The organism is Bacillus sp. FSL K6-1284 (assembly GCF_038002625.1).
Taxonomy (GTDB): domain Bacteria; phylum Bacillota; class Bacilli; order Bacillales; family Bacillaceae; genus Bacillus; species Bacillus paralicheniformis.
Genome location: NZ_JBBOCW010000001.1, coordinates 2,558,520 through 2,582,948, shown reverse-complemented (window position 1 = coordinate 2,582,948; position 24,429 = coordinate 2,558,520). Strand labels below are relative to the sequence as shown.

The window sequence follows — 24,429 nt, the reverse complement described above, 5'->3', positions numbered from 1 at the left end:
GATTTGAATCAAAAGGTAAAATCTTTAAAACAAACCGCTCAAAATAAAACATGGGCGTCCTTTTTACATCAAAATCATCCGTATACACTCCTTCATTGGTCAATCGGAGGGACAGAGTCCGTCAAAAAGGATGTCTGGCTTCTTCAGGATGAAATGACTTTTGAAACAAAGGAATTCGATACAATTGAGACGGCCATCTCTTGGATCGGCGATCATATGAGCGACATTACGGATATTTTGTAGCACAAAAGAAGGCGGACGAGACTTATGCTCGTTCGCCTTCTTTACGCCGATTTGTGATCTCTTGAAGAAAGTCCCGCACCGTGTTTTTGTAGCTGGTTCTGTTTTGGGTATAGCTCATCGCGTGCGCACCTTTTTCAGCGATATAAAGCCTTTTCTCCCCCGGCTTCTTCTCGTAAAGCATTTCGCTCGATTCAGGCGGGATATAGTCGTCTTGTTTGCTGTGAATGAACAGCACCGGTTTTTTGATCTTCCCGACGACGGATAAAGGGGAGACATCACCGATGCGGTAGCCGTCCCGCCATCTCAAAAAGAGGCTGGCAAGCGGCAAAATGAAAGCTCCCGGAAGATGAAAATCTTCTTTCAGCCGGTAAACGAGCTGATCCTCAAATGTGGCAAACGGACAGTCGGCCACGTAAAAATCAGCGTCGGCATCGTCCATTCCCGCGTAAAGAAGCGTCGTGACAGCGCCCATCGATTCGCCGTGAATGCCGATCAGCGCGTGTTCGCCATGTTTTTCCCGAAGCCAATGGACAACCGTTTTCAAATCGTTTTTTTCATAATATCCGTAGCTCGTTGTTTTTCCGCCGCTTGTGCCGTGCCTCCGGTGGTCATATATGACGGCGTTCCAGCCGAGATCAAGAAACAGATTCATATATTTGATCGAATTCAACAGATTCATCGTCACCCCGTGGCAGATAATCACGGTGTTTTTCGTTTTGTGCGGATGGACGTAGTATCCTTTAATATTGTAGCCGTAAGAAGAAGGGAGGTTGATTTCTTCTTTCGGGAGAGCGGCAAAAGCTTTTTCGTCATAATGGCCGTCAGCCGTTTCCCGCTCGATAATGTATTCGTCTGTCCGTTTTTTAATGTACATGATTTGATTCGTAAAATAGATTCCGAGCGCGGCAATAAACAGCAAAACCGCCCCGATAGCAGCCAGCCAAATCAACATCTGATGTATTCTTCCTTTCTTAAATGCTTCTCACTTTATCATACCACACAACGATTGGCATTTGCCGAGAGAGACGGCTCTCCGAGTGACGGCTTGCCTGAACTTTTAGATTCCTGATAAACTATCATCACAAACAGGGAGAACGGAGGACAGGATATGGGAAAGAAAAAACAAGACCCAAATGCCCGGCAGCTGCTGAAAGATGCGCTCGCCGACGATTTGAAAGATAAACTTCAGCAAATGAAGAGCGAATTGAAAGAGGAGGACGAAAAAAGAAAAGAGCGTGAGAAAGAGCGGCTCATCAAGGAAAGACAAGAAAGGGAAAAAAATAAAAGCTTTGAAGAGCTCCTCAACGAAAGCGGAATTGACGACTGGAAGAAGTATAAGTAAGAAAGCCCCGTCTGATCAAGAGACGGGGCTTTCTTATTGCTTTATTCGCGATGTGCAGTGTACACGCCGCGTTTTGTATAAAAGCGGAGTGCTTTGATTTCCTGTTCTGTCAGACCGCGTCCGCCGACAGATTCAACGTTTTCCCGAAGCTGGGAGATTTTGCTCGCTCCGGGGATGACCGCTCCGACAGCCGGCTGGGCGAGAATATACTTCATCGCGGTTTCGGTCGCGGATAAATCAGGCGCCGTTTTTTCAATGTCCGCTTTTGTTTTAACGAGTTCATCGTAGGAATACGATAAATAGCCGTTTTTCTTGATCGCGGCGTTTGCATCTGACAGAGGTTTTTCTGTCAGAATCCCTTTTGCCAAAGGTCCTCTTGCAATCACGCTGATTCCATGTTCTTCAAGGAGAGAAAGCCATTCCTCAGGCCGTCTGTCCAACAAGCTGTATTGCATCATGACCGTGACGATGTTTGATTTTTTGATGTATTCCTTAATGACGTTCGGCCGAATTGAAGAAATGCCGTAATGGCGAATGACGCCTTCCTGTTTTAATTCTTCAAAAGCTTCGATCGTTTCGTCGATATTGTCTTCAATTGTGCCGCCGTGCAGCTGATAAAGATCGATGTAGTCGGTTTGCAGCCGCTTTAAGCTGTGCTTGACGGCTTCTTTTATGTACGCTTTCCGGGGATCCCAGAACCAGCCCGGTTTTCCTTCCTCCCAGCGGTTTCCTGCTTTTGTCGCAAGGATCACGTCTTGGCGCCTTGATTTGATTGCTTCACCGACAATCTCTTCGTTGCGTCCAAAATCGTACAAGTCGGCAGTATCCAAATAATTGATGCCAAGCGCCAAAGCTTCATCCAAAATTGACAGTGCGTGCTTTTTGTCTGTTCCGAGAGACATGCAGCCGAGGCCGACTTCACTCACCTGTAAATCGGAATGTCCGAGCGTCCTTTTTTTCATAAGCTTCACTCCTTTTTTTCTTACTTTGAACGTAATACAAAGGAGCGAAGTTTTCAACCCATCGGCATCGGGATCAGAAGTACAGCTCGAAGATGATCACGCTTAGGGCGCAAATCAAACAAACCGCGGCAGGGATGGCCGTAAAAAAAGGCTGCCGCGCCCGGAATAGGTGGGCATGAATGGCGCCTGTCATAAGCAGGGAGAACAACAGTCCCGAGCCGAAAGCCAGATGCACATTCCAAATCCCGGCGATCATGCCGAGCGCTCCGGCGATTTCAAGAAATCCTGTTACTGAAAGAAACCACAGCGGGTATTGATAATGGCGCCAATGTTCCACTTGAAAAGGAACGTGCATCGCCTTGATTACGCCTCCGGTCAGCATAAATGCCGCCAATCCTGCTTTTACGAAAATAAATGCCACCATGTTCACTCCGTTTCTGGATGTTGCGGATTAACGAGCATCCCGTGGATCAAAAGATCAGTGATTTGTTTTGCGAGACTTGAGGGGGCTTTTGATCCGTCAAGCAAATAGATATCGGCAAGGTGCTCAATCATGCCTGTCAGGCATTCGGCAACGGTCTCCATTTCCAGGCCGGACCGGAAGTAGCCAAGCTCCTGCTCTGCTTTCAAGTTTTCTTTCAAGGCCAGTGTTAAATCTTTTTTCATTTCATATGCTTCCGGGCTGAGAAAAAAACCGATGCGGGTCAAATCCGGGTCCTCTGCCAAAAAACGAAATACAGCCTCTACAGCAGCCGTTACCCGTTTTGATACGTGTTTTTTCTCGATTCCTTCTTCTAAACGAAACGATTCGATCAGATTTTTTAAGTTCGCGTGAAAGCCATTGATCAGCTCGTTATAGATGGCGTCTTTGCTTGGAAAGTATAAGTAGAAAGACGGCTGAGTCAGCCCCGCTCTTTTGACAATCGTACTTACTTTCGTCTCATGGAATCCCCGGTTTGCAAATTCGTTTGCAGCAACTGTGAGCAGCCGCTTCCGGCTTTCTTTGCCTTTGCGTCCTTTTTCATTTCCCACATTCATCCGCCTCCAAAATAATACTTTCAAGTAACGTTACTAAAAAGTATTATTTCATGCGATCCTTCTTGATGTCAATCAAAATCATTCGATTTTCTTTTTCAGAAAGCCAGTCTTTCACATAGTGATACATTCGTCCGTATTCCTTCAGCTTGGCGCGGATTTCCCATGCTTTCCCCGACATGACGATGCGGTTGTTCAGCCGGTAGACCTTCATGGCGCGTCCCCCTTCCATGGTGTATGATAAAATGTATGGGATCAAAAGCCAGAGCAGAACTTAGGAGATGATCAAACTGAAGCATTTAGAGGAGAAAACCATATCTAAAGAAAAACTTTTTTCGGGCAAGGTGATCGATCTTTATCTTGAAGACGTCGAACTGCCGAATGGTAAAACGGGAAAGCGCGAAATCGTGAAGCATCCGGGCGCTGTTGCGGTGCTTGCTTTGACTGATAAAGGAAACATCATTTTGGTGAAGCAGTACAGAAAAGCGCTTGAACGGACGATCGTTGAAATACCGGCAGGCAAGCTTGAAAAAGGAGAGAAACCTGAATATACCGCGCTGCGGGAGCTTGAGGAAGAGACGGGATACACGGCGGCAAAGCTGGAGAAAATCACCGCTTTTTACACATCGCCGGGCTTTGCGGACGAATTGGTGCACCTGTATCTTGCCGAAGAGCTGACACCGCTTGAAGAAAAGCGCGAACTTGATGAAGACGAATTTGTAGAAGTAATGGAGGTGCCGCTTACAGGTGCGCTGAAACTGATGGAAACTCAGGACATCTATGATGCGAAAACGGCTTATGCCGTGCAGTATCTGGAGCTGAGAAAGGCCCTGCAAGCAAAAAAATGAAAGAAATATTCGCAGACATGCATATCCATATCGGGCGGACGGAATCAGGCCGGCCCGTTAAGATAACGGCTGCCAGAACGCTTACGCTCGACGAAATTTTGATTGAAGCAAGCGAGCATAAAGGAATGGAACTGATCGGCATTATAGATTGTCATTCACCGGAGGTGCTGGCGGAAATTGAAAAAGGGGTGTCTTCAGGCCGTTATACAGAGCTTGAAGACGGCGGAATCAAATATAAAGATACCGTGCTTCTGTGCGGGTCTGAATTGGAAATCAATGATGACAGATGCCGGGGCCCGATTCATGTGCTGGCATTTATGCCGTCGATCTCCGCAATGAAGCAGTTTTCCGCCTGGCTCTCGGAAAGGGTGACGAATATCCATCTGAGCTCCCAGCGCATCTATGAGACAGGCATCGGCCTTCAGCGGAAGGTGAAAGAGCTCGGCGGCTTGTTCATTCCCGCGCACATTTTTACGCCGCATAAGAGCCTGTATGGCAAAGGAGTCAAATTTTCGCTGCAAGAGGTGCTTGACCCGAAGATGATTGATGCGGTTGAACTTGGGCTGAGCAGCGACACAGATATGGCTTCACACGTATCAGAACTGAATCCCTATGCATTTTTGACCAATTCGGACGCCCATTCTCTTGGGAAAATCGGCAGGGAGTATAATAAGCTACACATTAAACATGCCAGCTTTCAAGAGTTTTCACTTGCTTTAAGAGGACAAGAAGGGCGCTGCATTGCCGCCAATTACGGAATGAATCCGCAGTTGGGCAAATATTTTCAAACCGCTTGTGAAACATGCGGCCGTTTGCAGGAGGCAGGTGAAACGGTGTGTAAAGCGTGCGGAAGCCGAAAGTTTACAAAAGGCGTCAGCACACGTCTAATGGAGCTTTACGATCAGGATAAAAGTCCGGTCAAGCGCCCGCCGTACGTTCACCAGGTTCCGCTGCAGCTGATCCCCGGCATCGGTCCGAAAACGATTCAGAAGCTGAAAGATGCTTTCGGCACTGAGATGAATATCCTTCACCGGGTAAAAGAAGGCGAACTAAAAGAAACCATTCGTCCGCAGACGGCTGAGCTCGTGATCAAAGCAAGGAACGGGGATTTAGAGCTGAAAGCCGGAGGCGGCGGAACCTATGGAAAAGTGCAGAGCTGAAGGGGGCTTTGGAAAAAGGGATGGAGTGGAAACTAAAATCGTATGAGGAATTGTCGAAGGAAGAGCTGTACCGCATCATCAAGCTTAGAATAGACGTCTTTATCGTTGAACAAAACTGTCCGTATCATGAGCTTGATCACTTGGATGAGCGGGCACACCATTTATTTCTAAGCCAAGAAGGAGAGATCGCTGCGTATTGCAGGCTGTTCCCGAGCGGTACGGCTTACCCGGAGGCATCAATCGGCCGGGTGATCGTCCGTAAAGAGGACAGGGGAAAGGGATATGCGCAGACGCTTCTTGATCAAGCGCTCCGCTTTTTGGAAGACGAGCGGGGGGAGAAAAGGGTCAAGATCAGCGCCCAGAATCATTTGCGTTCCTTTTACGGCTCCTTCGGATTTAAAGCAATATCAGACGTCTATATGGAGGACGGCATTCCGCATGTGGATATGATCAAAACGGCAGAAACCGTATGACTTGCGTTCAGAACCCCGCCTTTCTATAATAGTAAGGTAAAAATTTGACAGGAGAGTGGGGAACATGGCCAAAAGCAAGGCAAGGAAAAAGCGTGAGCACATGTTGAGAAACACAGGCAGAGATGCCGCCGCATCAAGAGGCAAGGCGCCTGAATTCAGCACGCACGTCAGAAAAACGAAAAGCAGGCGGGAAGAGCTTGCAAAGCTGCATATGAAACATAAACGAAAGAACCCTTATGATTTGCTTCATGAAGATCATAAGGGTTCTTTTTTTAGAAGATGCGCGAATACATGCATGTGTCCCGATGTTCGCTTAAATCATTCGAAAGGTCATCGCTTTGTAAAACGGCTTCCAGCTGAAAGCCGAGGCGCTCCGCCATTTTTCTGCTTTTCGTGTTCATGCTGTCACAGCATATCTCAAGCCGCTTGGCTTTGATGTATCCCCTCGCGAAATCAATCAGTCCGTTAAGCGCTTCGGTCATGTACCCCTGTCCGGCAAATTCAGAACTGCGCCAATAGCCGATTTCAAACCGTTTCGCTTGCCAGTTCATGCGGTGAAGGCCTGTGCTGCCGACGAATTTCCCCGTTTCTTTATGGAAAATATGCATCCGTAAATCGTTGCGCAAAATAAAATCGGCCTGTGCCTGCCTGACGTTGATTTCTACATGTTCTTCCTCGGGCATTTCCCTTGCAAACGGCATCCACGGCTTGAGCTCAGGCAACGATTTTCGAATGGCGTCATGGACGGCCTCGCCGTCGCCTGCCCTTGGCGCTCTGACAAAAAGGCGCGGGGTTTCAAAACTGTCCGGAAAATCGAGCAGTATCGGATTCATCCAGGTTCCCTCCAGATATTCTTTCTATTTTCGATTGTGCCATCTTCCCATCACAATCGTGTTGTTATATGTTCCGTCAGAAAGCCGCTTGTCTTTTTTTAAAATCCCTTCTATTTTAAAGCCATGCTTTTGATACAGGGCAGAAGCCCTCTCATTTGTTTCCGACACGCGCAGGGTCATTTTTTGAATGCCTGCGGCATCAGCCCAAACAATCGATTCGTTTAAAAGGCGTTTTCCAATGCCGTATCCCCAAAATTCTTTCAATACGCATACGCCAAACTCGATTTGATGAGAGAAGCGTTTTAAATCCTGTCCGGCACATCTTGAAAAGCCGACGATCCTGTTTCGAGCGACCGCCACTAAAAACAAGCATCGGTCATGTTCGCTGTCTCTTTTGATCAGCTCTCTAAAACCCGCTTCATCAATAAAACCTTCGCCCTTTTCCCTGTCCAAATATTCGGTTTCTCCATCGATCTGTACCCTTACAGCAGACAATTCCTTTGCATCTTGTTGGACAGCTGGCCTGACGATGTAGCTCAGCCCTTTACCATCAAAGCGTTTGTTCATGAGATACTCCAATCATTTTTATATCCATTAGTCTATCACATTCCTTAGCTCGAATTTGTTTAAAATGACTGAATATAACAAAAATGGATCGCAAATGGCGTTTCGCGGTCCTTGAGCCGGTTCGGCCGTTACCTTGAGCCCGTGCTTATACATTGCTTTCGGCAGCGTAGTCAGCGGTTTTAACTCTAAGGACGCCGGGTGGATGGATGCGCATCAAAAAGATGTATGCGGCAAATGCGAGCAACACGCCTGAAAACCATGAAATATCATAGAGGGGTTTCAGGGCCGGCAAGTATGTCCCGATCAAAGACATAAACGCTCCAAGTCCAACTGCGGCAAATGCGCGGTAATTGTAGCCTTTATAGTACGTATACCTCCCGGTTAGAGAGTAGAGATCTTCGATGTGAAGCGTGCGCTTCCGGATGATAAAATAATCGGCAAGCATAACGCCTGCGACCGGCCCCAATATTCCGCCGATTGTGCCGAGAAACGAAAACACGCTCGCTTCATTCTCCATCAGCTTCCATGGGAAAGTGAACAGGGCCAAAACAGCTGTCAAATAGCTGCCTCGCTTAAAATCGATATATTTCGGCAAAAAATTGGCCAGGTCATAGGCCGGCGAGACAATATTCGCTGCAACGTTTACCGAAATGGCGGCGATGCAAAGCGTAATGACCGAAAGCGCGATCACATACGGGTTGTCAAAATGGGCGAGAATATCGACAACATCCCAAATCGGCTCCCCGAAGGCAGCCTGTGAGCCGGAGGTGACGGTAATGCTTGCAAATGCAAACAGAACGAATGTGCCCGGCAAACCGTAAAACTGCCCTCTGATTTGTTCTTTTTGAGAGGCTGCAAACCTCGTAAAATCGGGAATGTTCAAAATGAGTGTCGCCCATATGCCGATAATTCCCGTCACACCGGCAAGAAACGGCCAAATCAATTCGCCGAATGTCTGAAATTTTCCCGGCTGCGAATAAATCGGACCGAGTCCTCCCGCAATATCGACTGCCCACCACACCATTCCGCCAAAGACGAGATAAACGAGCGGGCCGGCCCAGACTTCAAACTTTCTGATCGACTCCATTCCGTGGTGAAGGACAAGCAGATGAATTCCCCAAAAGAAAGCAAATGACAAAAGCCCTGATAAATGCAATCCAAACAAGTTCCAATCGCCGCCGATGTCTTTCCAGCCGCTCCACACATTTAAGATCAGGATGTTAAGCGCCATGCTTCCCGCAAACGCTTGAATGCCGAACCACATAATCGCCACAAAACCTCTGAGAAGCGCCGGAATATTAGCCCCGTATATCCCGAAAGAAGCCCTGATTAACACGGGAAAAGGCACGCCGTATTTTGTGCCGGCATGTCCATTCAATGCGAGGGCTGCATAGAGCACGACCGAAGCGACAGCGATAATCCCAAGCACCTGCCACGGAGAAAGCCCGATCGCTATCAGTCCGCCAACCGTTGCGTAAGTCGGGATGTTATGGATGCAGCCCATCCAGATCGATGCGAAATTGACCGCTTTCCATGTGCGTTCCTCAGGCTTTAGAGGCTGCAGGTCGCTGTTTGAGAGTGTACGGTCTGATTGAACTTTTTCATATTGGACAGATTTCATATAATCCCTCCGCTTATTTTTAAGGAAAAATATAACTTATTATTCTGAAAAATTCATTAGATAAACTAAACAAATGTTTCAAGGCGTTTGTTGAGGTTGACTAAACGAGCCGTTTAAAACCGTTATAAAAATATTGATTTTTATGAAACAGTTGTCTATCTCGGTCATAGGATAAAAGACCAGGTTGAAATATTACTCCGCATTGTAATGAAAGCGTTTTCTGATCGGCGGGGAAAAAGGTGAAACTGAAGGGGGTTAACAAATAATGAAGAAAATTTTATTGGTTTGCGCGGCCGGCATGTCAACGAGCCTGCTTGTCAGCAGAATGAAAAAGCATGCCGAGGCGCTGAACGAAGAGGTCGACATCATCGCACTGCCTGTATCCGAAGCCGGGACTGCCGCGTCAAGCGCGGACGTCGTACTGCTGGGGCCGCAAGTCAGGTACCAAAAGTCACAGGTTGAGGCGAGCGCGGGAGACACGCCGGTTCAGGTGATCGACATGCGCGACTACGGCACCATGAACGGCGAAGCTGTGTTGCAAAAAGCGCTGCAGCTGATGAAATAAAAAGGAGGGGAGACAGGGATGAGCGGGTTTATGGAGAAGTTTGAGCGGAACGTGGAACGGTTTTTGGTTCCCGTTGCTGCAAAACTGAACTCACAGCGCCATATATGTGCGATCAGAGATGCTTTTATTCTATCATTTCCGATTATTATGGCAGGGTCGATTATCATTTTATTGAATTTCGCTATTTTATCTCCGGACGGGTTTATCGCCAAAATTTTGTTCCTTGAAAAGATATTTCCGAACTTGGCTGATTATCAGTCGGTCTTTACCCCCGTACTGCGGGGATCGCTCGATATTATGTCCATATTTGTTGTGTTTCTCGTCGCACGCAATTTAGCCATCTCAATGAAAGCGGATGAACTGCTTGCCGGATTAACGGCCGTATCCTGTTATTTTATCATTTATTCACCGTACCGCCTGATCGAAAACGAGAGCTTTTTAACGACGAAGTGGCTCGGTGCGCAAGGGCTGTTCGTTGCCTTAATCATCGGGATCCTCGTCGGTGAAGTGTTCAGCAGGCTTTCAAATGCCAAGCGCCTGCAAATTCATATGCCTCCGCAGGTGCCGCCTGCGGTTGCCCGGACATTTAAAGTGCTGTTTCCGATCATCTTCATTACAATTGGTTTTGCGATGTTAAGCTTTGCGCTATTGTCTCTGTCGAAAAACGGTTTGCATGAATTGGTGTATACCGTGCTGCAGACGCCGTTGAGAGAGATGGGAACGAATATTTTCACTGTTGTTTTCCTTGGAATCGTCGCCAACTTTTTATGGCTGTTCGGCATTCACGGCCCGAATACAATCGCGGCGATCAGAGAAACGATCTTTGCCGAAGCAAACCTTGAAAATCTCGCTTTTGCCGCCAAAACAGGCTCTGCCTGGAACGCTCCGTTTCCTGAAACATGGGCGCTGAATGACGCCTTTGCAAACTACGGGGGATCGGGCATGACGCTGGGGCTTTTGATCGCAATATTCATCGCTTCAAAGCGCCGGGATTATAAAGATATCGGTAAGCTTTCGATCGGGCCGGGGATATTTAACATTAATGAACCTGTTATTTTCGGACTTCCGGTCGTGCTCAATCCAATCTTCATGATTCCCTTTATCATCGTTCCGGCAGTCAACACTGTCATCGGCTACTTGTTCATCAAGTTTCAGCTGATTCCGCCGATCGCATACGCTGTTCCGTGGACAACGCCCGGGCCGTTGATTCCGTTTCTCGGGACAGGAGGAAACTGGCTTGCGCTCGGGGTCGGCTTTCTTTGCCTCGCCATTTCAACAGTGATTTATCTGCCGTTTGTAATGGCTGCCAACAAGACTGTGAATACGGACAGGGAGCATTCTTCGGAAAACAGGGAGGAATCATAACGTGATCAGGGCGCCTTTTACGGGCGCCTGTCTTTTTTCAAAAAAAGTCATGCGGCTCTCTTTTCTCTCATACAATCTATTAAAATCAAAAGCACGTCTGGGAGGAAGATACATGCGGAAGCCCACAATCAAAGAGCTCATCTTTCAACATATGAAGGATCATCTGTCAATCTATTTATTTGTTTCAGTACTGTTTTTAATGGGTGTGATTTTCGGCGCGGTCATCGTCAACAGCATGACGATCGGTCAAAAAGAAGATTTGTTCTACTATTTGAATCGATTTTTTGGACAGCTTTCCGAAGGAAAAGCAGCCAGCTCAAAGGAAATGTTTTTGCAGAGCTTTCTTCATAATATGAAATATTTAGGCTTAATGTGGATTCTCGGGATTTCCATCATCGGCTTGCCCGTCATTTTTATCATGGTCTTCTTAAAAGGGATCGTCGTCGGATTTACAGTCGGCTTTCTCGTCAATCAAATGGGAATCAACGGCTTTTTCCTGTCTTTTGTCTCCGTGCTCCCGCAAAATATGCTGCTGATCCCAGCTTACTTGATCATGGGGACTTGCGCCATCGCCTTTTCGATGAGGCTCATCCGCCAGCTTTTTGTCAAACGCAGCCTTGCAGAAGCGCCTGTCCATTGGTTTGGCCGGTACGCTTTTGTGCTCGTCCTGATTCTCGCGATGTCTCTTATATCCTCTTCCTTTGAAGCATATCTTTCACCGGTGTTGATGGAAAAGCTGACGGAGTACGTCTTGCCGAAACAGCATTAATTTATAATGATTATTAAAAAATATTCATTTTGTTTCTCAATTTATAATGATTATAGTTGGCTCCCTGCGCTTGTTTTGTTATAATAAGCTAGGTAATGCGGCGTAGGAGGGAAAGTCAATGGAAACACGTATTGATCGGATTAAAAAGCAACTGCATTCTTCCAGCTATAAACTCACCCCTCAGCGCGAGGCTACTGTAAGGGTGCTGCTTGAGAATGAGGAAGACCATTTAAGCGCAGAAGATGTATACCTCCTCGTAAAAGAGAAATCTCCTGAGATTGGTCTTGCGACAGTATATCGGACTCTTGAATTGTTAACTGAATTAAAAGTAGTGGATAAAATCAATTTTGGCGACGGTGTGTCAAGATATGACCTCCGTAAAGAAGGTGCCGCACATTTCCATCACCACCTTGTTTGCATGGAATGCGGTTCGGTTGTTGAAATTGAAGAAGATTTGCTTGAAGACGTGGAAGAAATCATTGAAAAGGATTGGAAATTTAAAATAAAAGACCACAGGCTGACGTTCCACGGCATCTGTCATGACTGTCAGCAAAAGGAATCGGAATAGTCTAAACCGGAGAGAACCCTTTCAGCCATGAGCGGGTTCTTTTTTGATTCAGACGTATAAAACTTGTCTCATTTGGCATAAGTTTTAGTAATCGAATCAAAAGAAGGGACCTGAAACCGTATGAAAATGCTGAAAACGGCTGCCGATATGATCAAGGTGTTCGTGCTGTTTACCGGTTTTACCGTCTTGTTTTATTATGCTATGATATGGATAAATTCAGAGTATGAAAACTATCATCGGTATGATAAACCTGAAGGAGCAGCCCTCAAGGTCGCCTCGATGGAAGGGGACGAGCAGGGCAGCTGGTTTAACCGGTTAATCTTTTTTTATTTGAACGGGGAGTAGGATAGCGTGAAAGTTCATATTAAAGACTTTATCCACTACGCCGTTGTTGAACGGGGGCTTTCCCACAACACGGTTGTGAGCTATGAACGGGATTTGAACAGCTACGCCGCCTATTTAGAGGAACAGGAGCAGCTGAGCTCTTTTGACCAGGTGACAAGGCTTACCATCATCCAGTTTTTAAAGCATTTAAAAGACGCCGGAAAATCCGGTAAGACGATTGCGAGGCATCTCGCTTCCATCCGCAGCTTTCACCAGTTTCTGCTGAGGGAAAAAGTAACAGCCCAGGACCCGTCCGTCCATATTGAGTCACAAAAAACGGAACGGACGCTCCCGAAGGTGCTGTCATTACAGGAAGTCGAAACGCTTCTGGATACGCCGAAGCTGACGGGGCCGTTCGGCTACCGCGATAAAGCGATGCTGGAATTACTGTATGCGACAGGAATCCGCGTCAGCGAGATGATCGCATTAAAGCTGTCCGATGTCCATTTATCGATGGGCTTTATCCGCTGCTTCGGGAAAGGAAGAAAGGAGCGGATCGTTCCGCTCGGCGAAGCGGCGTCACATGCGGTCGGCGAATATCTGTCAAAAGCGAGGGGAAAGCTTTTGAAAAAAAATTCCGAAGACGCCCTGTTTCTGAATCACCACGGCAGACAGATGAGCCGGCAGGGGTTTTGGAAAAATTTAAAGAAAATCGCCTTGGAAGCGGGAATTAATAAAGAGCTGACGCCGCACACACTGAGGCACTCATTCGCCACACACCTGCTCGAAAACGGAGCCGATCTCCGGGCCGTTCAGGAAATGCTCGGACACGCCGACATTTCGACGACGCAAATTTATACACATGTGACGAAAACAAGGCTGAAAGACGTATATAAGCAATACCATCCCCGTGCATAGCCTAAAAGAACAGGCGAAAGCACGGTTTTTCATGTTGAGTGTGCAGCAAATTGCGGGAAGTTTCTCACTATTCCCGTTCGTATTGTCAACTGTTGTGTAAACGGTTTATACTTGGCTAATAGCGGTATTTTGGTTTTTTTATGCCAAGCGTGACAGCCTACAGCTGACAGAAAGAAAAAAAGGAGGCCGACAAATGCCTGCATTTGATTACAACCGCGTATTTTTAATTGTGATGGATTCCGTTGGAATCGGCGAGGCGCCTGATGCCGATCAATTTAATGACAAAGGCGCAGATACATTGGGCCATATTGCCGAACACATGGGAGGCATCCGCCTGCCGAACATGTCGAAGCTCGGACTCAGCAATATCCGAGAAATCAAAGGTGTCGAAAAGGCAGAAGAGCCGCTTGCCTATTACGGCAAAATGAAAGAAGCCTCAAACGGAAAAGATACGATGACTGGTCATTGGGAGATAATGGGACTTTACATAGACAAACCTTTCCAGGTGTTTCCCGAAGGTTTTCCGGACGAATTGATCCATGAACTTGAACAGAAGTCCGGAAGAAAAGTGATTGGAAACAAACCTGCATCAGGCACTGCGATTTTGGATGAGCTCGGTGCGGAGCATATGGAAACCGGCGCGCTGATCGTCTACACCTCAGCGGACTCCGTTCTGCAGATTGCCGCACACGAAGAAGTCGTGCCTCTCGAGGAATTGTACAAAATCTGCGAGATCGCGCGCGAGCTTACGCTTGACGAGAAATATATGGTCGGACGCGTCATTGCGAGGCCGTTTGTCGGCAAGCCGGGCGAATTTAAACGGACGCCGAACCGGCATGATTATGCGCTGAAGCCGTTTGACAGAACCGTAATGAATGAATTGAAAGATGACAGCTATGATGTGATTGCGATCGGCAAAATCTCCGATATCTACGACGGCGAGGGCATTACGGAATCGCTTAGAACGAAATCAAATATGGACGGGATGGACAAGCTGGTGCAAACGCTTGACAAAGATTTTACAGGGATCAGCTTTGTAAACCTCGTGGACTTTGACGCGCTGTTCGGGCATCGCCGCGATCCTGAAGGATACGGAAAAGCGCTCGAGGAATTCGACGCGCGCCTTCCTGAAGTATTTGAAAAGATGCGTGAAGACGATCTGCTCATCATTACCGCCGACCACGGCAATGATCCGGTTCACCATGGCACAGACCATACAAGGGAGTACGTGCCGCTTCTTGTATACAGCAAAAAGCACGAAAAGCCCGGTGCGCTTCCGCTCGCAGATACATTCGCGGACATCGGCGCGACGATTGCCGACAACTTTAAAACGAATATGCCAAAGTACGGAAAAAGCTTTTTATCCCTGCTGAAATAGGAGGAAACGACGTGAAACAGATGATTGCAAATGCCGCAGACTATATTAAAAGCAAAACAGAAATCAAACCGGCGGTCGGCCTGATTTTGGGATCGGGCCTTGGCGTGCTTGCTGATGAGATAAAAGACGCCGTTCGCATTAAATATGAAGACATCCCGGATTTTCCTGTTTCCACTGTTGAAGGGCATGCCGGACAGCTTGTCATCGGCAGACTTGAAAATGTGCAAGTCGTCGCGATGCAAGGGCGTTTTCATTTTTACGAAGGATATTCAATGGACAAGGTAACCTTCCCGGTACGTGTCATGAAAGAACTCGGGATCGAGACTTTAATTGTGACCAATGCCGCAGGCGGCGTCAATGAATCGTTCCGTCCCGGCGATTTGATGATCATATCCGATCATATCAATTATATGGGAACGAATCCGCTGATCGGGCCGAACGATTCCTCGCTGGGTGTCAGATTCCCTGACATGTCATCCGCATATGATAAGGAACTGCGCCTCTTGGCGAAAAAAACAGCCGAAGAATTGAACATCAGTGTACAAGAAGGGGTTTACACAGCCGTCACAGGACCTACATACGAAACGCCTGCCGAAGTGCGCTTCCTCAGAACGATCGGATCGGATGCTGTCGGCATGTCGACGGTTCCGGAAGTCATCGTGGCAAAACATGCGGGCCTTCGCGTGCTCGGCATTTCGTGTATATCAAACGCGGCAGCCGGAATCCTCGATCAGCCGCTCTCCCATGACGAAGTGATCGAAGTCACCGAAAAAGTAAAAGCCGACTTTTTGCGGTTTGTTAAAGCGGCCGTCGCCAAAATCGGCTAAAACCGCCGCGAAGTTGAAATGTGAGCCAATGCAAGTTCAAATAAGAACCTGCATTGGCTCTTTCTTTTTGCCTGATGAGAAATTTTTTCCAATCAATCCGTATAAATCCAACTGGATTGGAAAAAATAGAGAGGATTACGAAATGGAGGTCTGGGTGATGAAACGTCATTTATCCAAATTGCTGATTTTTACGATTATCCTGATGACTGCGCCGCCGGCGTTTGCAAAAGAGAGCGAAAAGAAACCGTCGGAGCTTGCTGATGACGCAAAATCTGCCGTTTTAATCGAGCGGGATACCGGTAAGGTGATGTATGACAAGAACAGCCGTGAAAAGCTTCCCCCGGCCAGCATGACAAAAGTGATGACCATGCTGTTGATCATGGAAGCTCTTGATGAAGGCAAGATCAAAATGAAAGACAAAGTCAGAACAAGCGAGTATGCCGCTTCAATGGGGGGATCGCAAATTTTCCTTGAGCCCGGCGAAGAAATGACGGTTGAAGATATGCTGAAAGGGATCGCCATCGGATCGGGTAATGATGCCTCTGTGGCAATGGCAGAGCATATTGCCGGATCTGAAGAGGAATTTGTCAAAAGAATGAATGAAAAAGCCGCTGAGCTCGGCCTCAAGGATACATCTTTTCAAAATACGACAGGTCTGCCTGAAGAAGGCCATTACAGCACAGCCTATGACATGGCACTCATGGCGAAAGAGCTTTTAAAATATGAAAACATCACGAAATTTACGGGAACATATGAAGACTATCTGAGAGAAAACAGTGATAAAAAATTCTGGCTCGTCAACACAAACCGCCTCATCAAATTTTATCCCGGCGTTGACGGAGTCAAGACCGGCTTTACAAATGAAGCAAAGTACTGCCTGACAGCTTCAGCGAAAAAAGGAAACATGCGCGTCATCGCTGTCGTTTTTGGTGCCAGTACGCCAAAAGAACGAAATGCCCAAATCACAAAAATGCTTGATTTTGCATTCAGCCAATATGAAACGCATCCGATGTATAAACGCAATGAAATCATTTCCGATTTGAAGGTCAATAAAGGCCATGAGCAAAAAATAAACCTTGTCACATCGGAACCGATTTCCCTTTTGACGAAAAAAGGCGAAAATATCGAAGCTGTTAAAAAAGAAATCAAACAGAAGGAAGATATCCAGGCCCCTGTCAAAAAAGGCACAGAGCTTGGGACGCTCGTATTGAAAAAGGACGGAAAGGTTCTCGCTGAAAGCCCTCTTGTCGCGGAAAAAGACATGGATAAAGCAGGGATGTGGACGATGTTCAAGCGGACGATGACCCACTGGACGAAGTGGAGTGAATAATGCCGAACGGTCACTAGTTTTGTCACGGTGAAGGAATTTATAAAGTCTGAAGCGAAACACTCATTATCCGATTTAAACCAAGGAGGAATGAGGATGAGCCTCGGAATCGATATTCACGTCAAAGAATCCGTACTATGCATTCGGTTGACAGGTGAACTCGATCACCATACAGCAGAAACCTTGAGAAAACAAGTCAGTGACCATCTGGAACAATCCGGCATTCGCCATATTGTCATGAATCTTGCAGACCTTTCGTTTATGGACAGTTCAGGACTTGGCGTCGTGCTCGGCAGATATAAGGAGATTAAACAGCTCGGCGGAGAAATGATCGTCTGCGCCATTTCTCCTGCTGTCAAACGTTTATTTGATATGTCCGGGCTGTTTAAAATCATTCGCCTTGAGCAATCAGAGCAGCGTGCACTTGAAACGTTGGGGGTGGCGTCATGAAAAATGAAATGAATATCCAGTTCACGGCACTCAGCCAAAACGAATCGTTTGCACGGGTGACAGTCGCTGCTTTTATCGCTCAGCTCGACCCGACGATGGATGAACTGACCGAAATTAAAACGGTCGTATCCGAAGCGGTCACAAACGCGATCATACACGGTTATGAAAACTCAGGGCAGGGAGACGTATACATTTCCGTCACCCTTCATGATCATATCGTCTACTTAACGATTCGTGACGAAGGAGTCGGCATCCCTGATCTTGAGGAAGCGCGCCAGCCCCTGTTCACGACAAAGCCTGAACTCGAGCGGTCGGGAATGGGCTTTACGATCATGGAAAATTTCATGGATGATATCTCGATCGACTCCTCACCTGAGATGGGAACCACAATACACTTAACAAAGCACTTATCAAAAAGCAAAGCGCTTTGCAATTAAGGGAGATTTGTTATGGATGTGGAGGTTAAAAAAGAAAACCAGAACACTCAGCTTAAAGACCATGAAGTGAAAGAACTGATTAAAAACAGCCAGAACGGCGATCAAAAAGCAAGGGACCTCCTCATAGAAAAAAACATGCGTCTTGTTTGGTCTGTCGTTCAGCGTTTTTTGAACAGAGGCTATGAGCCTGATGACCTCTTTCAAATCGGCTGCATCGGCCTCTTGAAGTCGGTGGACAAATTCGATCTTTCCTATGACGTTCGGTTTTCCACCTACGCCGTCCCGATGATTATCGGCGAGATTCAGCGGTTTATCAGAGATGACGGAACCGTCAAAGTGAGCCGCTCGCTGAAAGAACTCGGCAACAAAATCCGGCGGGCAAAAGACGAGCTTTCCAAGTCAAACGGCCGGATTCCGACCGTTCAGGAAATCGCCGATTATCTCGAAATCAGTTCGGAAGAAGTCGTGATGGCCCAGGAAGCGGTCCGCTCTCCCTCATCCATTCATGAAACGGTTTACGAAAACGACGGAGACCCGATTACACTTCTGGATCAAATCGCCGATCAGTCGGAAGAGAAGTGGTTCGATAAAATCGCTTTGAAGGAAGCCATCAAGGATTTGGATGAACGGGAAAAGCTGATTGTTTATTTAAGGTATTACAAAGACAAGACGCAATCTGAAGTTGCCGACCGCCTCGGCATATCCCAGGTGCAAGTGTCGAGGCTTGAAAAAAAGATTTTAAAGCAAATCAAAAACCAGATGGATCAATTTGAAAGCTGAGGCTGCTCGGATGTCTAATGAAAAACCGGAACGCTCCAAAAAAGAGCGTTCCGGTTTTTTTGTGGTAATTTATGGTCTTTTGCCGCTTGCTGAATGATAAATGGGATGTACTTCATACTACAACTATAACCATCATATAGGAAGTGACCCAGATGGAACGTCAAGTTTTTATCAGACTCCGCCACCGGCTTGAGGCCGATCCCGATGAATTGATTCTGCTCGGCCATATCGCACAGGTAGCGGGCGACCGCCGATACAAAGAAAAGCTTGAACGGCTGCCTATTTATCAGGTCAGCAAAGCGGATCAAAGCATGGTGGTGTTGGACGTGATGAAGGTGATCGAAGCTGTACATAAATCGTTTCCTGACCTTGACGTCCAAACCGTCGGCGGTTCCGAAACAATCGTGGAGATCCAATATCCGAAAAGGGGGCTGTCTCCCGTACTGTTCGTCGGCGTCTGGCTGCTCCTGTTCGTCGGTGCCGGCCTTGCTGTCATGAACTTTCATGAAGATGTCAGCATGAGGGACGTACACATCTTGCTTTACGAAATGGTGACGGGCAAGGAGAACCGCTATCCATACCTTTTGCAGATTCCGTACAGCATCGGTCTCGGTCTCGGCATGATTTTGTTTTTTAATCATTTATTTAAAAAACGGTTTAACGAGGAGCCGAGCCCTCTGGAGGTCGAGATGTTTAAATATCAGCTTGATTTGGACCATTATGTGGCATTGCACGAAAACAAAGAAACGACAAAGGATATTCATGATCATTAGCGTGATCTTTATCATCTTTCTCGGACTCGCAGGAGGGATTGCGGTTGGATCTGGATTTGTCGCTTTTCTTACCGTGCTTGGCATTATACCGAGACTGACTCAGCTGACGAAAACGCAAGGGTTTATCCAGGCGTATGAATGGGCTGTCATTCTGGGCGCGGTGTTCGGAGGATGGGAATCGCTGAACATGTCCCGCTTTTTTTTATCCAAATGGCTGCTTGTTCCGATCGGCCTTTTGGCGGGCGTTTTCATCGGAATGCTTGCAGCGGCGCTGACAGAAGTGTTGAACGTGCTTCCGATACTGGCGAAACGCATCGGTATGGGGGACAGGATTTTGATTCTTTTAATGGCCATTGTGTTCGGGAAGATCCTTGGCTCGATGTTTCAATGGCTCATTTTTGTTCATTTGTCATAAAAGGAGGAATATGATGTCAAGTTTGAAAGATAATTACCAATCGAAAGTCAAAGCTTATCAGCCTACGCCGCCTTATGTCCTGAACTGTATCAAGGCTTTTCTTGTCGGCGGTCTGATCTGTACGATCGGCCAGGCTCTCCAGAATTTTTATATGGCCGTATTCCACTTTGATGAAAAAACAGCTGGAAACCCGACGGTTGCTACGCTCATCTTAATCTCCGCTCTGTTAACAGGCCTTGGCGTCTACGACAGAATCGGCCAGTTTGCCGGTGCTGGTTCCGCCGTTCCGGTTACAGGGTTCGCCAACAGTATGACGAGTGCAGCCCTTGAGCATAAAAGCGAAGGCTATGTTCTCGGCGTGGGGACAAACATGTTCAAGCTTGCCGGAAACGTCATCGTGTTCGGCGTTGTGGCCGCTTATATTGTGGGAATGATCCGCTTTGCCTTTGACAAGTTGTTTTAGGAGGAAAACATCATGAAATTAACTGGAAAACAAACATGGGAGTTCGAGAACCCGCTGTTTGTTAACTCGAGCGGAACAGCGGTTGGACCTAAAGAAAAAGAAGGTCCGCTTGGACACTTATTTGACAAAACCTATGATGAAATGCACTGCAACCAGAAAAACTGGGAGATGGCAGAGCGCAAGCTGATGGAGGATGCGGTTCAGACTGCGTTATCAAAACAAAATCTTAAAAAGGAAGACATCGATATCTTTTTGGCAGGCGATCTGCTCAACCAAAACGTGACAGCCAACTATGTGGCGAGGCATTTGAAAATTCCTTTTCTTTGCTTATTTGGAGCATGCTCGACATCAATGGAATCGATCGCGATCAGTTCGGCATTGATTGACGGAGGTTTCGCAAAGCGTGCCCTAGCGGCAACCAGCAGTCATAATGCTACTGCTGAAAGGCAGTTTCGCTACCCGACGGAATACGGCGGCCAAAAGCCGGGAACCGCTACATCCACAGTGACCGGAAGCGGAGCAGTCGTCCTCAGTCAGCAGCCCGGCGGCATCAAAATCAGCAGTGCAACCGTCGGAAGAGTTATCGACTTGGGGATTACCGATTCGCAGGATATGGGGTCGGCGATGGCCCCCGCTGCGGCGGATACGATCAAGCAGCATTTAGAGGATCTGGGACGCACCCCTGATGATTACGATTTAATTTTAACCGGCGACCTTTCAGGTGTCGGCAGCCCGATTTTGAAGGATTTGTTAAAAGAGGAAGGAATCAATGTCGGGACAAAACATAATGACTGCGGACTGATGATCTATACGCCTGACCAGCAGGTTTTTGCAGGCGGAAGCGGATGTGCTTGTTCCGCTGTCGTCACCTTTGGCCACATTTTTAAAGAAATTGAAGCGGGAAGGCTGAACAGAGTGCTTGTTGTAGCGACAGGCGCCCTTTTAAGCCCGACGATCGTCCAGCAAAAAGAATCGATACCATGCATTGCCCATGGCGTCGTATTTGAACGGGCCGAAGGGGGGAACGCTTAAGATGGAATATGTCATTGCTTTTATTGCAGGAGGATTGATTTGCGTCATCGGCCAGCTTTTGCTTGATATCTTTAAAATGACGCCGGCTCATGTCATGTCAACTTTTGTCGTATCAGGAGCGATCCTTGACGGTTTCGGCCTTTACGACCGTTTTATCGAATTTGCCGGTGCCGGGGCTACAGTCCCGATTGTCAGCTTCGGCCATTCTCTTTTGCACGGCGCGATGCACCAGGCTGAGGAACATGGCTTTATCGGAATCGGCATGGGGATATTCGAACTGACATCTGCCGGTGTATCTGCCGCTATCTTGTTTGCTTTTCTTGTTGCCGTGATTTTTAAACCGAAAGGATAAAGGATAATGCCAGCAAAACGCAAGGTCATTTTGGTCACAGACGGCGATATATACGCTGCAAAAGCAATCGAATATGCGGCAAGAAAAACGGGCGGCCGCTGTATTTCCCAATCGGCGGGGAATCCAAGCATTAAAACGGGACCGGAGCTTGTATCCATGATCCTAGAAACCCCTCATGATCCTGTATTCGTCATGTTTGATGATTCCGGACTTCAAGGCGAAGGGCCGGGAGAGACAGCGATGAAATATGTAGCGATGCATGCCGATATCGAGGTGCTCGGGGTCATCGCCGTCGCTTCAAAAACTCATTATGCAGAGTGGACAAGGGTCGATGTATCAATCGATGCGGAAGGTGAACTGACGGAATTCGGCGTCGATAAACACGGGGTCAAAGAGCTCGATGTCAAACGAATGAACGGTGACACGGTCTATTGCCTTGATCAGCTGGATGTTCCGATCATCGTCGGAATCGGTGATATCGGTAAAATGAACAGAAAAGACGATGTGGAAAAAGGATCGCCGATTACAATGAAAGCGGTCGAGCTCATTTTAGAAAGGAGCGGGTATCATGAGTGCTCAAAAGCAAGAGAAGACGAACGTATTCCTTGATCCTTCTAAGAATGAAGCGTATTTCAAGAAGCGGGTCGGCATGGGAGAAAGCTTTGACCTTGGCGTACGCAAGGTCTTTATCCTCGGCCATGAAGTTCAGCTTTATTATGTCAACGGGTTGTGTGACACCCAATACATCATTCACCTGTTAAGGGAACTGGTGCATCTCAATGATAAAGAAAAAGAGTCGGGCGAGGTCGAAGACATTGTCGAAAACAGGCTTTTGAACCAGCAGGTTTCAAAAGCAGAAACGCTTGATGAAGCGGTGGACCAAGTGCTGTCGGGACTGGTTGCCATCATCGTCGAAGATGCGGGATTTGCATTTATCATTGATGTCAGAAGCTATCCGGGCAGAACGCCGGAAGAGCCTGATACAGAAAAAGTCGTACGCGGTGCAAGAGACGGGCTCGTCGAGAACATCATCGTCAACACAGCCCTGATCAGACGCCGGATCAGAGATGAACGCCTGCGCTATAAAATGCTTCATATCGGTGAACGCTCCAAAACAGACATCTGCCTTTGCTATTTGGAAGATGTTGCAGATCCCGATCTTGTTGAAGTATTAAAAAAAGAAATTGAAAATGTGAAGATCGACGGACTGCCGATGTCGGATAAATCGGTAGAGGAATTCATTGTCGGCCAAGGCTTCAATCCGTTTCCGCTTGTCAGGTTTACGGAAAGGGCAGACGTAGCCGCAAGCCATATTTTAGAGGGGCATGTCATCGTGATCGTCGATACGTCGCCAAGCGTCATCATTACGCCGACGACTTTGTTTCACCATGTACAGCATGCTGAGGAATACAGACAGACACCGGCTGTTGGGACGTTTTTAAGGTGGGTGCGGTTTTTCGGTATTTTGGCCTCCACCTTTTTGCTGCCGCTTTGGCTATTGTTTGTCATTCAGCCGTCGCTCTTGCCTGATCATTTATCGTTTATCGGTTTAAACAAAGACACTCATATCCCGATTATCATGCAGATTTTCCTGGCGGATCTCGGCGTCGAATTTTTAAGAATGGCCGCCATTCATACGCCGACGGCGCTTTCGACTGCAATGGGCCTGATCGCTGCCGTATTGATCGGCGATATCGCGATCAATGTCGGCTTGTTTTCTCCCGAAGTCATTTTATACGTTTCCCTCTCGGCAATCGGAGGGTACACGACACCAAGCTACGAGCTGAGTCTGGCGAATAAAATGGTGAAGCTGTTTATGCTGATATTGGTGGCGCTTTTTAAAGTGGAGGGATTTGTCATCGGATTAACGATCTTAACTATAGTGATGACTTCGATCAGATCATTGCGGACGCCTTACTTATGGCCTCTCCTCCCGTTCAACGGAAAAGCGTTTTGGCATGTTCTCGTGCGCACTTCCGTTCCCGGGGGAAAAGTCAGGCCGAGCATCGTTCATCCGCGAAACCGCTCCAGACAGCCGTGAAGACGGTATTCCAAGAGGCTTTTCCCCGGGGAAAAGCCTCTTTTTCAGTAATCGAATTCAGGTCTTTGGGTCCCGATGCCTCTGTATTCGTTCGCAGAGATCGCGACTGCCCGGAGGCTGCAGATGTTGTTCTGTCTTCTGATCGGATAGACGACATACAGCATTTCGCGGCCGGACGGGTCAAACGTTGACGAATGAAGGAAAACCTCGGTTCCTCTCCGCCAAAATCTCGTATTCGCCGGAGCTGTAATAATCTGCCCTTCATAAGGCTCGTAAATTCGCTGTTCATGATGTACAGCCGGCTGATAAGAGCCGTATACATCTTCCGGTGTATAGCCTGGAGCCGGGGTGTAGGGGTAACGGTTTGGATACATATGATAACCTCTTTCCCACTTCGTTTTTTTAGGTTTCATCTTTAAGATTATATTCAGGTAAATGCCTATTTGTATGGGCGATAATCTCGATTTTTCAGCTCTTTTTTTAACTGAATGGACGTTATGTATGCCTATTTCTATCAAGTGCTGTTTTCTGTTATTCTATAATCAATAGAATGGATTGGTT

At 47.3% G+C, this 24,429-nt stretch carries 32 protein-coding genes and 1 pseudogene; 24 read left to right on the top strand and 9 right to left on the bottom strand.

Annotated elements, in window-relative coordinates:
• Positions 1-3 precede the first annotated feature (3 nt).
• Entirely contained in the window at positions 4-243 is a 240-nt protein-coding gene (locus MHB72_RS13335) for a YqkC family protein (protein ID WP_003183211.1), read from the top strand.
• Between the two features lie 22 nt (positions 244-265).
• On the opposite strand, the gene MHB72_RS13330 is transcribed toward MHB72_RS13335, so the two are convergent.
• Entirely contained in the window at positions 266-1,195 is a 930-nt protein-coding gene (locus MHB72_RS13330) for an alpha/beta hydrolase (RefSeq protein WP_023855943.1), read from the bottom strand.
• A 156-nt stretch (positions 1,196-1,351) separates the two neighbouring features.
• Between MHB72_RS13330 and MHB72_RS13325 the strand changes: the two genes are divergently transcribed.
• Positions 1,352-1,585: a YqkE family protein gene (locus tag MHB72_RS13325; protein WP_023855942.1), complete on the top strand. Its 234-nt coding sequence runs from the start codon at positions 1,352-1,354 to the stop codon at positions 1,583-1,585.
• Between the two features lie 41 nt (positions 1,586-1,626).
• On the opposite strand, the gene MHB72_RS13320 is transcribed toward MHB72_RS13325, so the two are convergent.
• The 4 genes and pseudogenes from MHB72_RS13320 to mciZ form a co-directional block, all read right to left on the bottom strand.
• On the bottom strand, positions 1,627-2,547 hold the full coding sequence (locus tag MHB72_RS13320; RefSeq protein WP_095291539.1) for an aldo/keto reductase: 921 nt from the start codon (positions 2,545-2,547) through the stop codon (positions 1,627-1,629).
• A 73-nt stretch (positions 2,548-2,620) separates the two neighbouring features.
• Positions 2,621-2,968: a DoxX family protein gene (locus tag MHB72_RS13315; RefSeq protein ID WP_216920139.1), complete on the bottom strand. Its 348-nt coding sequence runs from the start codon at positions 2,966-2,968 to the stop codon at positions 2,621-2,623.
• A gap of 5 nt (positions 2,969-2,973) precedes the next feature.
• A complete protein-coding gene (locus MHB72_RS13310; RefSeq protein ID WP_026579347.1) occupies positions 2,974-3,579 on the bottom strand; it encodes a TetR/AcrR family transcriptional regulator in 606 nt (201 codons plus the stop codon).
• A gap of 100 nt (positions 3,580-3,679) precedes the next feature.
• Positions 3,680-3,796: pseudogene (gene mciZ, locus MHB72_RS13305) on the bottom strand (Z-ring formation inhibitor MciZ); the annotation flags it as partial.
• 76 nt (positions 3,797-3,872) lie between these two features.
• On the opposite strand from mciZ, the gene MHB72_RS13300 reads away from it, so the two are divergent.
• Genes MHB72_RS13300 through MHB72_RS13290 form a run of 3 tightly spaced genes read left to right on the top strand, consistent with a single transcriptional unit; the run spans position 3,873 to position 6,063 of the window.
• A complete protein-coding gene (locus MHB72_RS13300) occupies positions 3,873-4,430 on the top strand; it encodes an NUDIX hydrolase (protein WP_026579348.1) in 558 nt (185 codons plus the stop codon).
• Entirely contained in the window at positions 4,427-5,590 is a 1,164-nt protein-coding gene (locus MHB72_RS13295; RefSeq protein WP_216920141.1) for a TIGR00375 family protein, read from the top strand. Before MHB72_RS13300 ends, MHB72_RS13295 begins: the two co-directional genes overlap by 4 nt.
• Before the next feature lie 20 nt (positions 5,591-5,610).
• Positions 5,611-6,063, top strand: coding sequence for a GNAT family N-acetyltransferase (locus MHB72_RS13290; protein ID WP_023855935.1), 453 nt, complete (start codon positions 5,611-5,613; stop codon positions 6,061-6,063).
• A gap of 272 nt (positions 6,064-6,335) precedes the next feature.
• Here MHB72_RS13290 and MHB72_RS13285 read toward each other — a convergent pair whose 3' ends face one another.
• The 3 genes from MHB72_RS13285 to MHB72_RS13275 form a co-directional block, all read right to left on the bottom strand.
• Positions 6,336-6,896 carry a GNAT family N-acetyltransferase gene (locus tag MHB72_RS13285; RefSeq protein WP_216920143.1) on the bottom strand — a complete coding sequence of 187 codons (561 nt, stop codon included), beginning with the start codon at positions 6,894-6,896 and terminating at the stop codon, positions 6,336-6,338.
• A gap of 24 nt (positions 6,897-6,920) precedes the next feature.
• Positions 6,921-7,463 (bottom strand): GNAT family N-acetyltransferase, encoded by a 543-nt coding sequence (locus MHB72_RS13280; RefSeq protein ID WP_216920145.1) that lies wholly within the window; start codon positions 7,461-7,463, stop codon positions 6,921-6,923.
• A 145-nt stretch (positions 7,464-7,608) separates the two neighbouring features.
• Positions 7,609-9,084, bottom strand: coding sequence for an NCS1 family nucleobase:cation symporter-1 (locus MHB72_RS13275; protein WP_216920152.1), 1,476 nt, complete (start codon positions 9,082-9,084; stop codon positions 7,609-7,611).
• 265 nt (positions 9,085-9,349) lie between these two features.
• Here MHB72_RS13275 and MHB72_RS13270 point away from each other — a divergent pair, with 265 nt between their 5' ends.
• The 19 genes from MHB72_RS13270 to MHB72_RS13180 all read left to right on the top strand — a co-directional run bounded on the left by MHB72_RS13270 (position 9,350) and on the right by MHB72_RS13180 (position 23,868).
• On the top strand, positions 9,350-9,649 hold the full coding sequence (locus MHB72_RS13270; protein WP_003183185.1) for a PTS sugar transporter subunit IIB: 300 nt from the start codon (positions 9,350-9,352) through the stop codon (positions 9,647-9,649).
• 18 nt (positions 9,650-9,667) lie between these two features.
• Positions 9,668-11,014, top strand: coding sequence for a PTS sugar transporter subunit IIC (locus tag MHB72_RS13265; RefSeq protein ID WP_216920154.1), 1,347 nt, complete (start codon positions 9,668-9,670; stop codon positions 11,012-11,014).
• Between the two features lie 112 nt (positions 11,015-11,126).
• Positions 11,127-11,783, top strand: a complete 657-nt coding sequence (gene spoIIM, locus MHB72_RS13260) for a stage II sporulation protein M (protein ID WP_026579353.1) — start codon at positions 11,127-11,129, stop codon at positions 11,781-11,783.
• Between the two features lie 118 nt (positions 11,784-11,901).
• Positions 11,902-12,351, top strand: coding sequence for a ferric iron uptake transcriptional regulator (gene fur / locus MHB72_RS13255; RefSeq protein ID WP_003183178.1), 450 nt, complete (start codon positions 11,902-11,904; stop codon positions 12,349-12,351).
• Positions 12,352-12,471: 120 nt separating this feature from the next.
• Entirely contained in the window at positions 12,472-12,696 is a 225-nt protein-coding gene (locus tag MHB72_RS13250) for a YqzK family protein (protein WP_023855929.1), read from the top strand.
• 6 nt (positions 12,697-12,702) lie between these two features.
• Positions 12,703-13,593, top strand: a complete 891-nt coding sequence (gene xerD / locus MHB72_RS13245; RefSeq protein WP_023855928.1) for a site-specific tyrosine recombinase XerD — start codon at positions 12,703-12,705, stop codon at positions 13,591-13,593.
• Between the two features lie 193 nt (positions 13,594-13,786).
• The gene (deoB, locus tag MHB72_RS13240; RefSeq protein ID WP_020452036.1) at positions 13,787-14,971 is read left to right on the top strand and encodes a phosphopentomutase; all 1,185 of its coding nucleotides are present in this window, start codon (positions 13,787-13,789) and stop codon (positions 14,969-14,971) included.
• A 20-nt stretch (positions 14,972-14,991) separates the two neighbouring features.
• Positions 14,992-15,798 (top strand): purine-nucleoside phosphorylase, encoded by an 807-nt coding sequence (locus MHB72_RS13235; protein ID WP_031304985.1) that lies wholly within the window; start codon positions 14,992-14,994, stop codon positions 15,796-15,798.
• A 157-nt stretch (positions 15,799-15,955) separates the two neighbouring features.
• Positions 15,956-17,128 (top strand): D-alanyl-D-alanine carboxypeptidase family protein, encoded by a 1,173-nt coding sequence (locus tag MHB72_RS13230; protein ID WP_020452034.1) that lies wholly within the window; start codon positions 15,956-15,958, stop codon positions 17,126-17,128.
• A 93-nt stretch (positions 17,129-17,221) separates the two neighbouring features.
• Positions 17,222-17,575 carry an anti-sigma F factor antagonist gene (spoIIAA, locus tag MHB72_RS13225; protein WP_020452033.1) on the top strand — a complete coding sequence of 118 codons (354 nt, stop codon included), beginning with the start codon at positions 17,222-17,224 and terminating at the stop codon, positions 17,573-17,575.
• On the top strand, positions 17,572-18,012 hold the full coding sequence (spoIIAB, locus tag MHB72_RS13220; protein ID WP_020452032.1) for an anti-sigma F factor: 441 nt from the start codon (positions 17,572-17,574) through the stop codon (positions 18,010-18,012). The genes spoIIAA and spoIIAB overlap by 4 nt, the downstream gene beginning before the upstream one ends.
• A 12-nt stretch (positions 18,013-18,024) precedes the next feature.
• On the top strand, positions 18,025-18,792 hold the full coding sequence (gene sigF, locus MHB72_RS13215) for an RNA polymerase sporulation sigma factor SigF (protein WP_020452031.1): 768 nt from the start codon (positions 18,025-18,027) through the stop codon (positions 18,790-18,792).
• A gap of 152 nt (positions 18,793-18,944) precedes the next feature.
• Positions 18,945-19,565, top strand: a complete 621-nt coding sequence (locus tag MHB72_RS13210; protein ID WP_020452030.1) for a stage V sporulation protein AA — start codon at positions 18,945-18,947, stop codon at positions 19,563-19,565.
• Positions 19,555-19,980: a stage V sporulation protein AB gene (locus tag MHB72_RS13205; RefSeq protein ID WP_023857502.1), complete on the top strand. Its 426-nt coding sequence runs from the start codon at positions 19,555-19,557 to the stop codon at positions 19,978-19,980. Before MHB72_RS13210 ends, MHB72_RS13205 begins: the two co-directional genes overlap by 11 nt.
• A 13-nt stretch (positions 19,981-19,993) precedes the next feature.
• Positions 19,994-20,443, top strand: coding sequence for a stage V sporulation protein AC (spoVAC, locus tag MHB72_RS13200; protein WP_020452028.1), 450 nt, complete (start codon positions 19,994-19,996; stop codon positions 20,441-20,443).
• 12 nt (positions 20,444-20,455) lie between these two features.
• Positions 20,456-21,475: a stage V sporulation protein AD gene (gene spoVAD, locus MHB72_RS13195; protein WP_020452027.1), complete on the top strand. Its 1,020-nt coding sequence runs from the start codon at positions 20,456-20,458 to the stop codon at positions 21,473-21,475.
• A 1-nt stretch (position 21,476) separates the two neighbouring features.
• A complete protein-coding gene (gene spoVAE / locus MHB72_RS13190; RefSeq protein WP_020452026.1) occupies positions 21,477-21,827 on the top strand; it encodes a stage V sporulation protein AE in 351 nt (116 codons plus the stop codon).
• A gap of 6 nt (positions 21,828-21,833) precedes the next feature.
• The gene (locus MHB72_RS13185; protein WP_043054370.1) at positions 21,834-22,436 is read left to right on the top strand and encodes a stage V sporulation protein AE; all 603 of its coding nucleotides are present in this window, start codon (positions 21,834-21,836) and stop codon (positions 22,434-22,436) included.
• Positions 22,396-23,868, top strand: coding sequence for a spore germination protein (locus tag MHB72_RS13180; protein ID WP_340902926.1), 1,473 nt, complete (start codon positions 22,396-22,398; stop codon positions 23,866-23,868). The genes MHB72_RS13185 and MHB72_RS13180 overlap by 41 nt, the downstream gene beginning before the upstream one ends.
• Positions 23,869-23,912: 44 nt before the next feature.
• On the opposite strand, the gene MHB72_RS13175 is transcribed toward MHB72_RS13180, so the two are convergent.
• The gene (locus MHB72_RS13175) at positions 23,913-24,242 is read right to left on the bottom strand and encodes a hypothetical protein (RefSeq protein ID WP_023857499.1); all 330 of its coding nucleotides are present in this window, start codon (positions 24,240-24,242) and stop codon (positions 23,913-23,915) included.
• Positions 24,243-24,429 lie beyond the last annotated feature (187 nt).

What these genes read in the sequence shown, in the direction of transcription:
- MHB72_RS13210 (WP_020452030.1), top strand. Translation starts at nt 18,945, where the DNA reads ATGGAACGTCAAGTTTTTATCAGACTCCGCCACCGGCTTGAGGCCGAT.
- spoIIM (WP_026579353.1), top strand. Translation starts at nt 11,127, where the DNA reads ATGCGGAAGCCCACAATCAAAGAGCTCATCTTTCAACATATGAAGGAT.
- MHB72_RS13280 (WP_216920145.1), bottom strand. Translation starts at nt 7,463, where the DNA reads ATGAACAAACGCTTTGATGGTAAAGGGCTGAGCTACATCGTCAGGCCA.
- MHB72_RS13180 (WP_340902926.1), top strand. Translation starts at nt 22,396, where the DNA reads ATGAGTGCTCAAAAGCAAGAGAAGACGAACGTATTCCTTGATCCTTCT.
- MHB72_RS13250 (WP_023855929.1), top strand. Translation starts at nt 12,472, where the DNA reads ATGAAAATGCTGAAAACGGCTGCCGATATGATCAAGGTGTTCGTGCTG.
- spoIIAB (WP_020452032.1), top strand. Translation starts at nt 17,572, where the DNA reads ATGAAAAATGAAATGAATATCCAGTTCACGGCACTCAGCCAAAACGAA.
- MHB72_RS13205 (WP_023857502.1), top strand. Translation starts at nt 19,555, where the DNA reads ATGATCATTAGCGTGATCTTTATCATCTTTCTCGGACTCGCAGGAGGG.
- MHB72_RS13285 (WP_216920143.1), bottom strand. Translation starts at nt 6,896, where the DNA reads ATGAATCCGATACTGCTCGATTTTCCGGACAGTTTTGAAACCCCGCGC.
- MHB72_RS13320 (WP_095291539.1), bottom strand. Translation starts at nt 2,547, where the DNA reads ATGAAAAAAAGGACGCTCGGACATTCCGATTTACAGGTGAGTGAAGTC.
- MHB72_RS13330 (WP_023855943.1), bottom strand. Translation starts at nt 1,195, where the DNA reads ATGTTGATTTGGCTGGCTGCTATCGGGGCGGTTTTGCTGTTTATTGCC.
- deoB (WP_020452036.1), top strand. Translation starts at nt 13,787, where the DNA reads ATGCCTGCATTTGATTACAACCGCGTATTTTTAATTGTGATGGATTCC.
- MHB72_RS13185 (WP_043054370.1), top strand. Translation starts at nt 21,834, where the DNA reads ATGCCAGCAAAACGCAAGGTCATTTTGGTCACAGACGGCGATATATAC.
- sigF (WP_020452031.1), top strand. Translation starts at nt 18,025, where the DNA reads ATGGATGTGGAGGTTAAAAAAGAAAACCAGAACACTCAGCTTAAAGAC.
- fur (WP_003183178.1), top strand. Translation starts at nt 11,902, where the DNA reads ATGGAAACACGTATTGATCGGATTAAAAAGCAACTGCATTCTTCCAGC.
- spoVAC (WP_020452028.1), top strand. Translation starts at nt 19,994, where the DNA reads ATGTCAAGTTTGAAAGATAATTACCAATCGAAAGTCAAAGCTTATCAG.
- MHB72_RS13230 (WP_020452034.1), top strand. Translation starts at nt 15,956, where the DNA reads ATGAAACGTCATTTATCCAAATTGCTGATTTTTACGATTATCCTGATG.
- MHB72_RS13275 (WP_216920152.1), bottom strand. Translation starts at nt 9,084, where the DNA reads ATGAAATCTGTCCAATATGAAAAAGTTCAATCAGACCGTACACTCTCA.
- MHB72_RS13175 (WP_023857499.1), bottom strand. Translation starts at nt 24,242, where the DNA reads ATGTATCCAAACCGTTACCCCTACACCCCGGCTCCAGGCTATACACCG.
- spoIIAA (WP_020452033.1), top strand. Translation starts at nt 17,222, where the DNA reads ATGAGCCTCGGAATCGATATTCACGTCAAAGAATCCGTACTATGCATT.
- MHB72_RS13295 (WP_216920141.1), top strand. Translation starts at nt 4,427, where the DNA reads ATGAAAGAAATATTCGCAGACATGCATATCCATATCGGGCGGACGGAA.
- MHB72_RS13265 (WP_216920154.1), top strand. Translation starts at nt 9,668, where the DNA reads ATGAGCGGGTTTATGGAGAAGTTTGAGCGGAACGTGGAACGGTTTTTG.
- spoVAD (WP_020452027.1), top strand. Translation starts at nt 20,456, where the DNA reads ATGAAATTAACTGGAAAACAAACATGGGAGTTCGAGAACCCGCTGTTT.
- spoVAE (WP_020452026.1), top strand. Translation starts at nt 21,477, where the DNA reads ATGGAATATGTCATTGCTTTTATTGCAGGAGGATTGATTTGCGTCATC.
- MHB72_RS13235 (WP_031304985.1), top strand. Translation starts at nt 14,992, where the DNA reads ATGATTGCAAATGCCGCAGACTATATTAAAAGCAAAACAGAAATCAAA.
- MHB72_RS13270 (WP_003183185.1), top strand. Translation starts at nt 9,350, where the DNA reads ATGAAGAAAATTTTATTGGTTTGCGCGGCCGGCATGTCAACGAGCCTG.
- MHB72_RS13325 (WP_023855942.1), top strand. Translation starts at nt 1,352, where the DNA reads ATGGGAAAGAAAAAACAAGACCCAAATGCCCGGCAGCTGCTGAAAGAT.
- MHB72_RS13290 (WP_023855935.1), top strand. Translation starts at nt 5,611, where the DNA reads ATGGAGTGGAAACTAAAATCGTATGAGGAATTGTCGAAGGAAGAGCTG.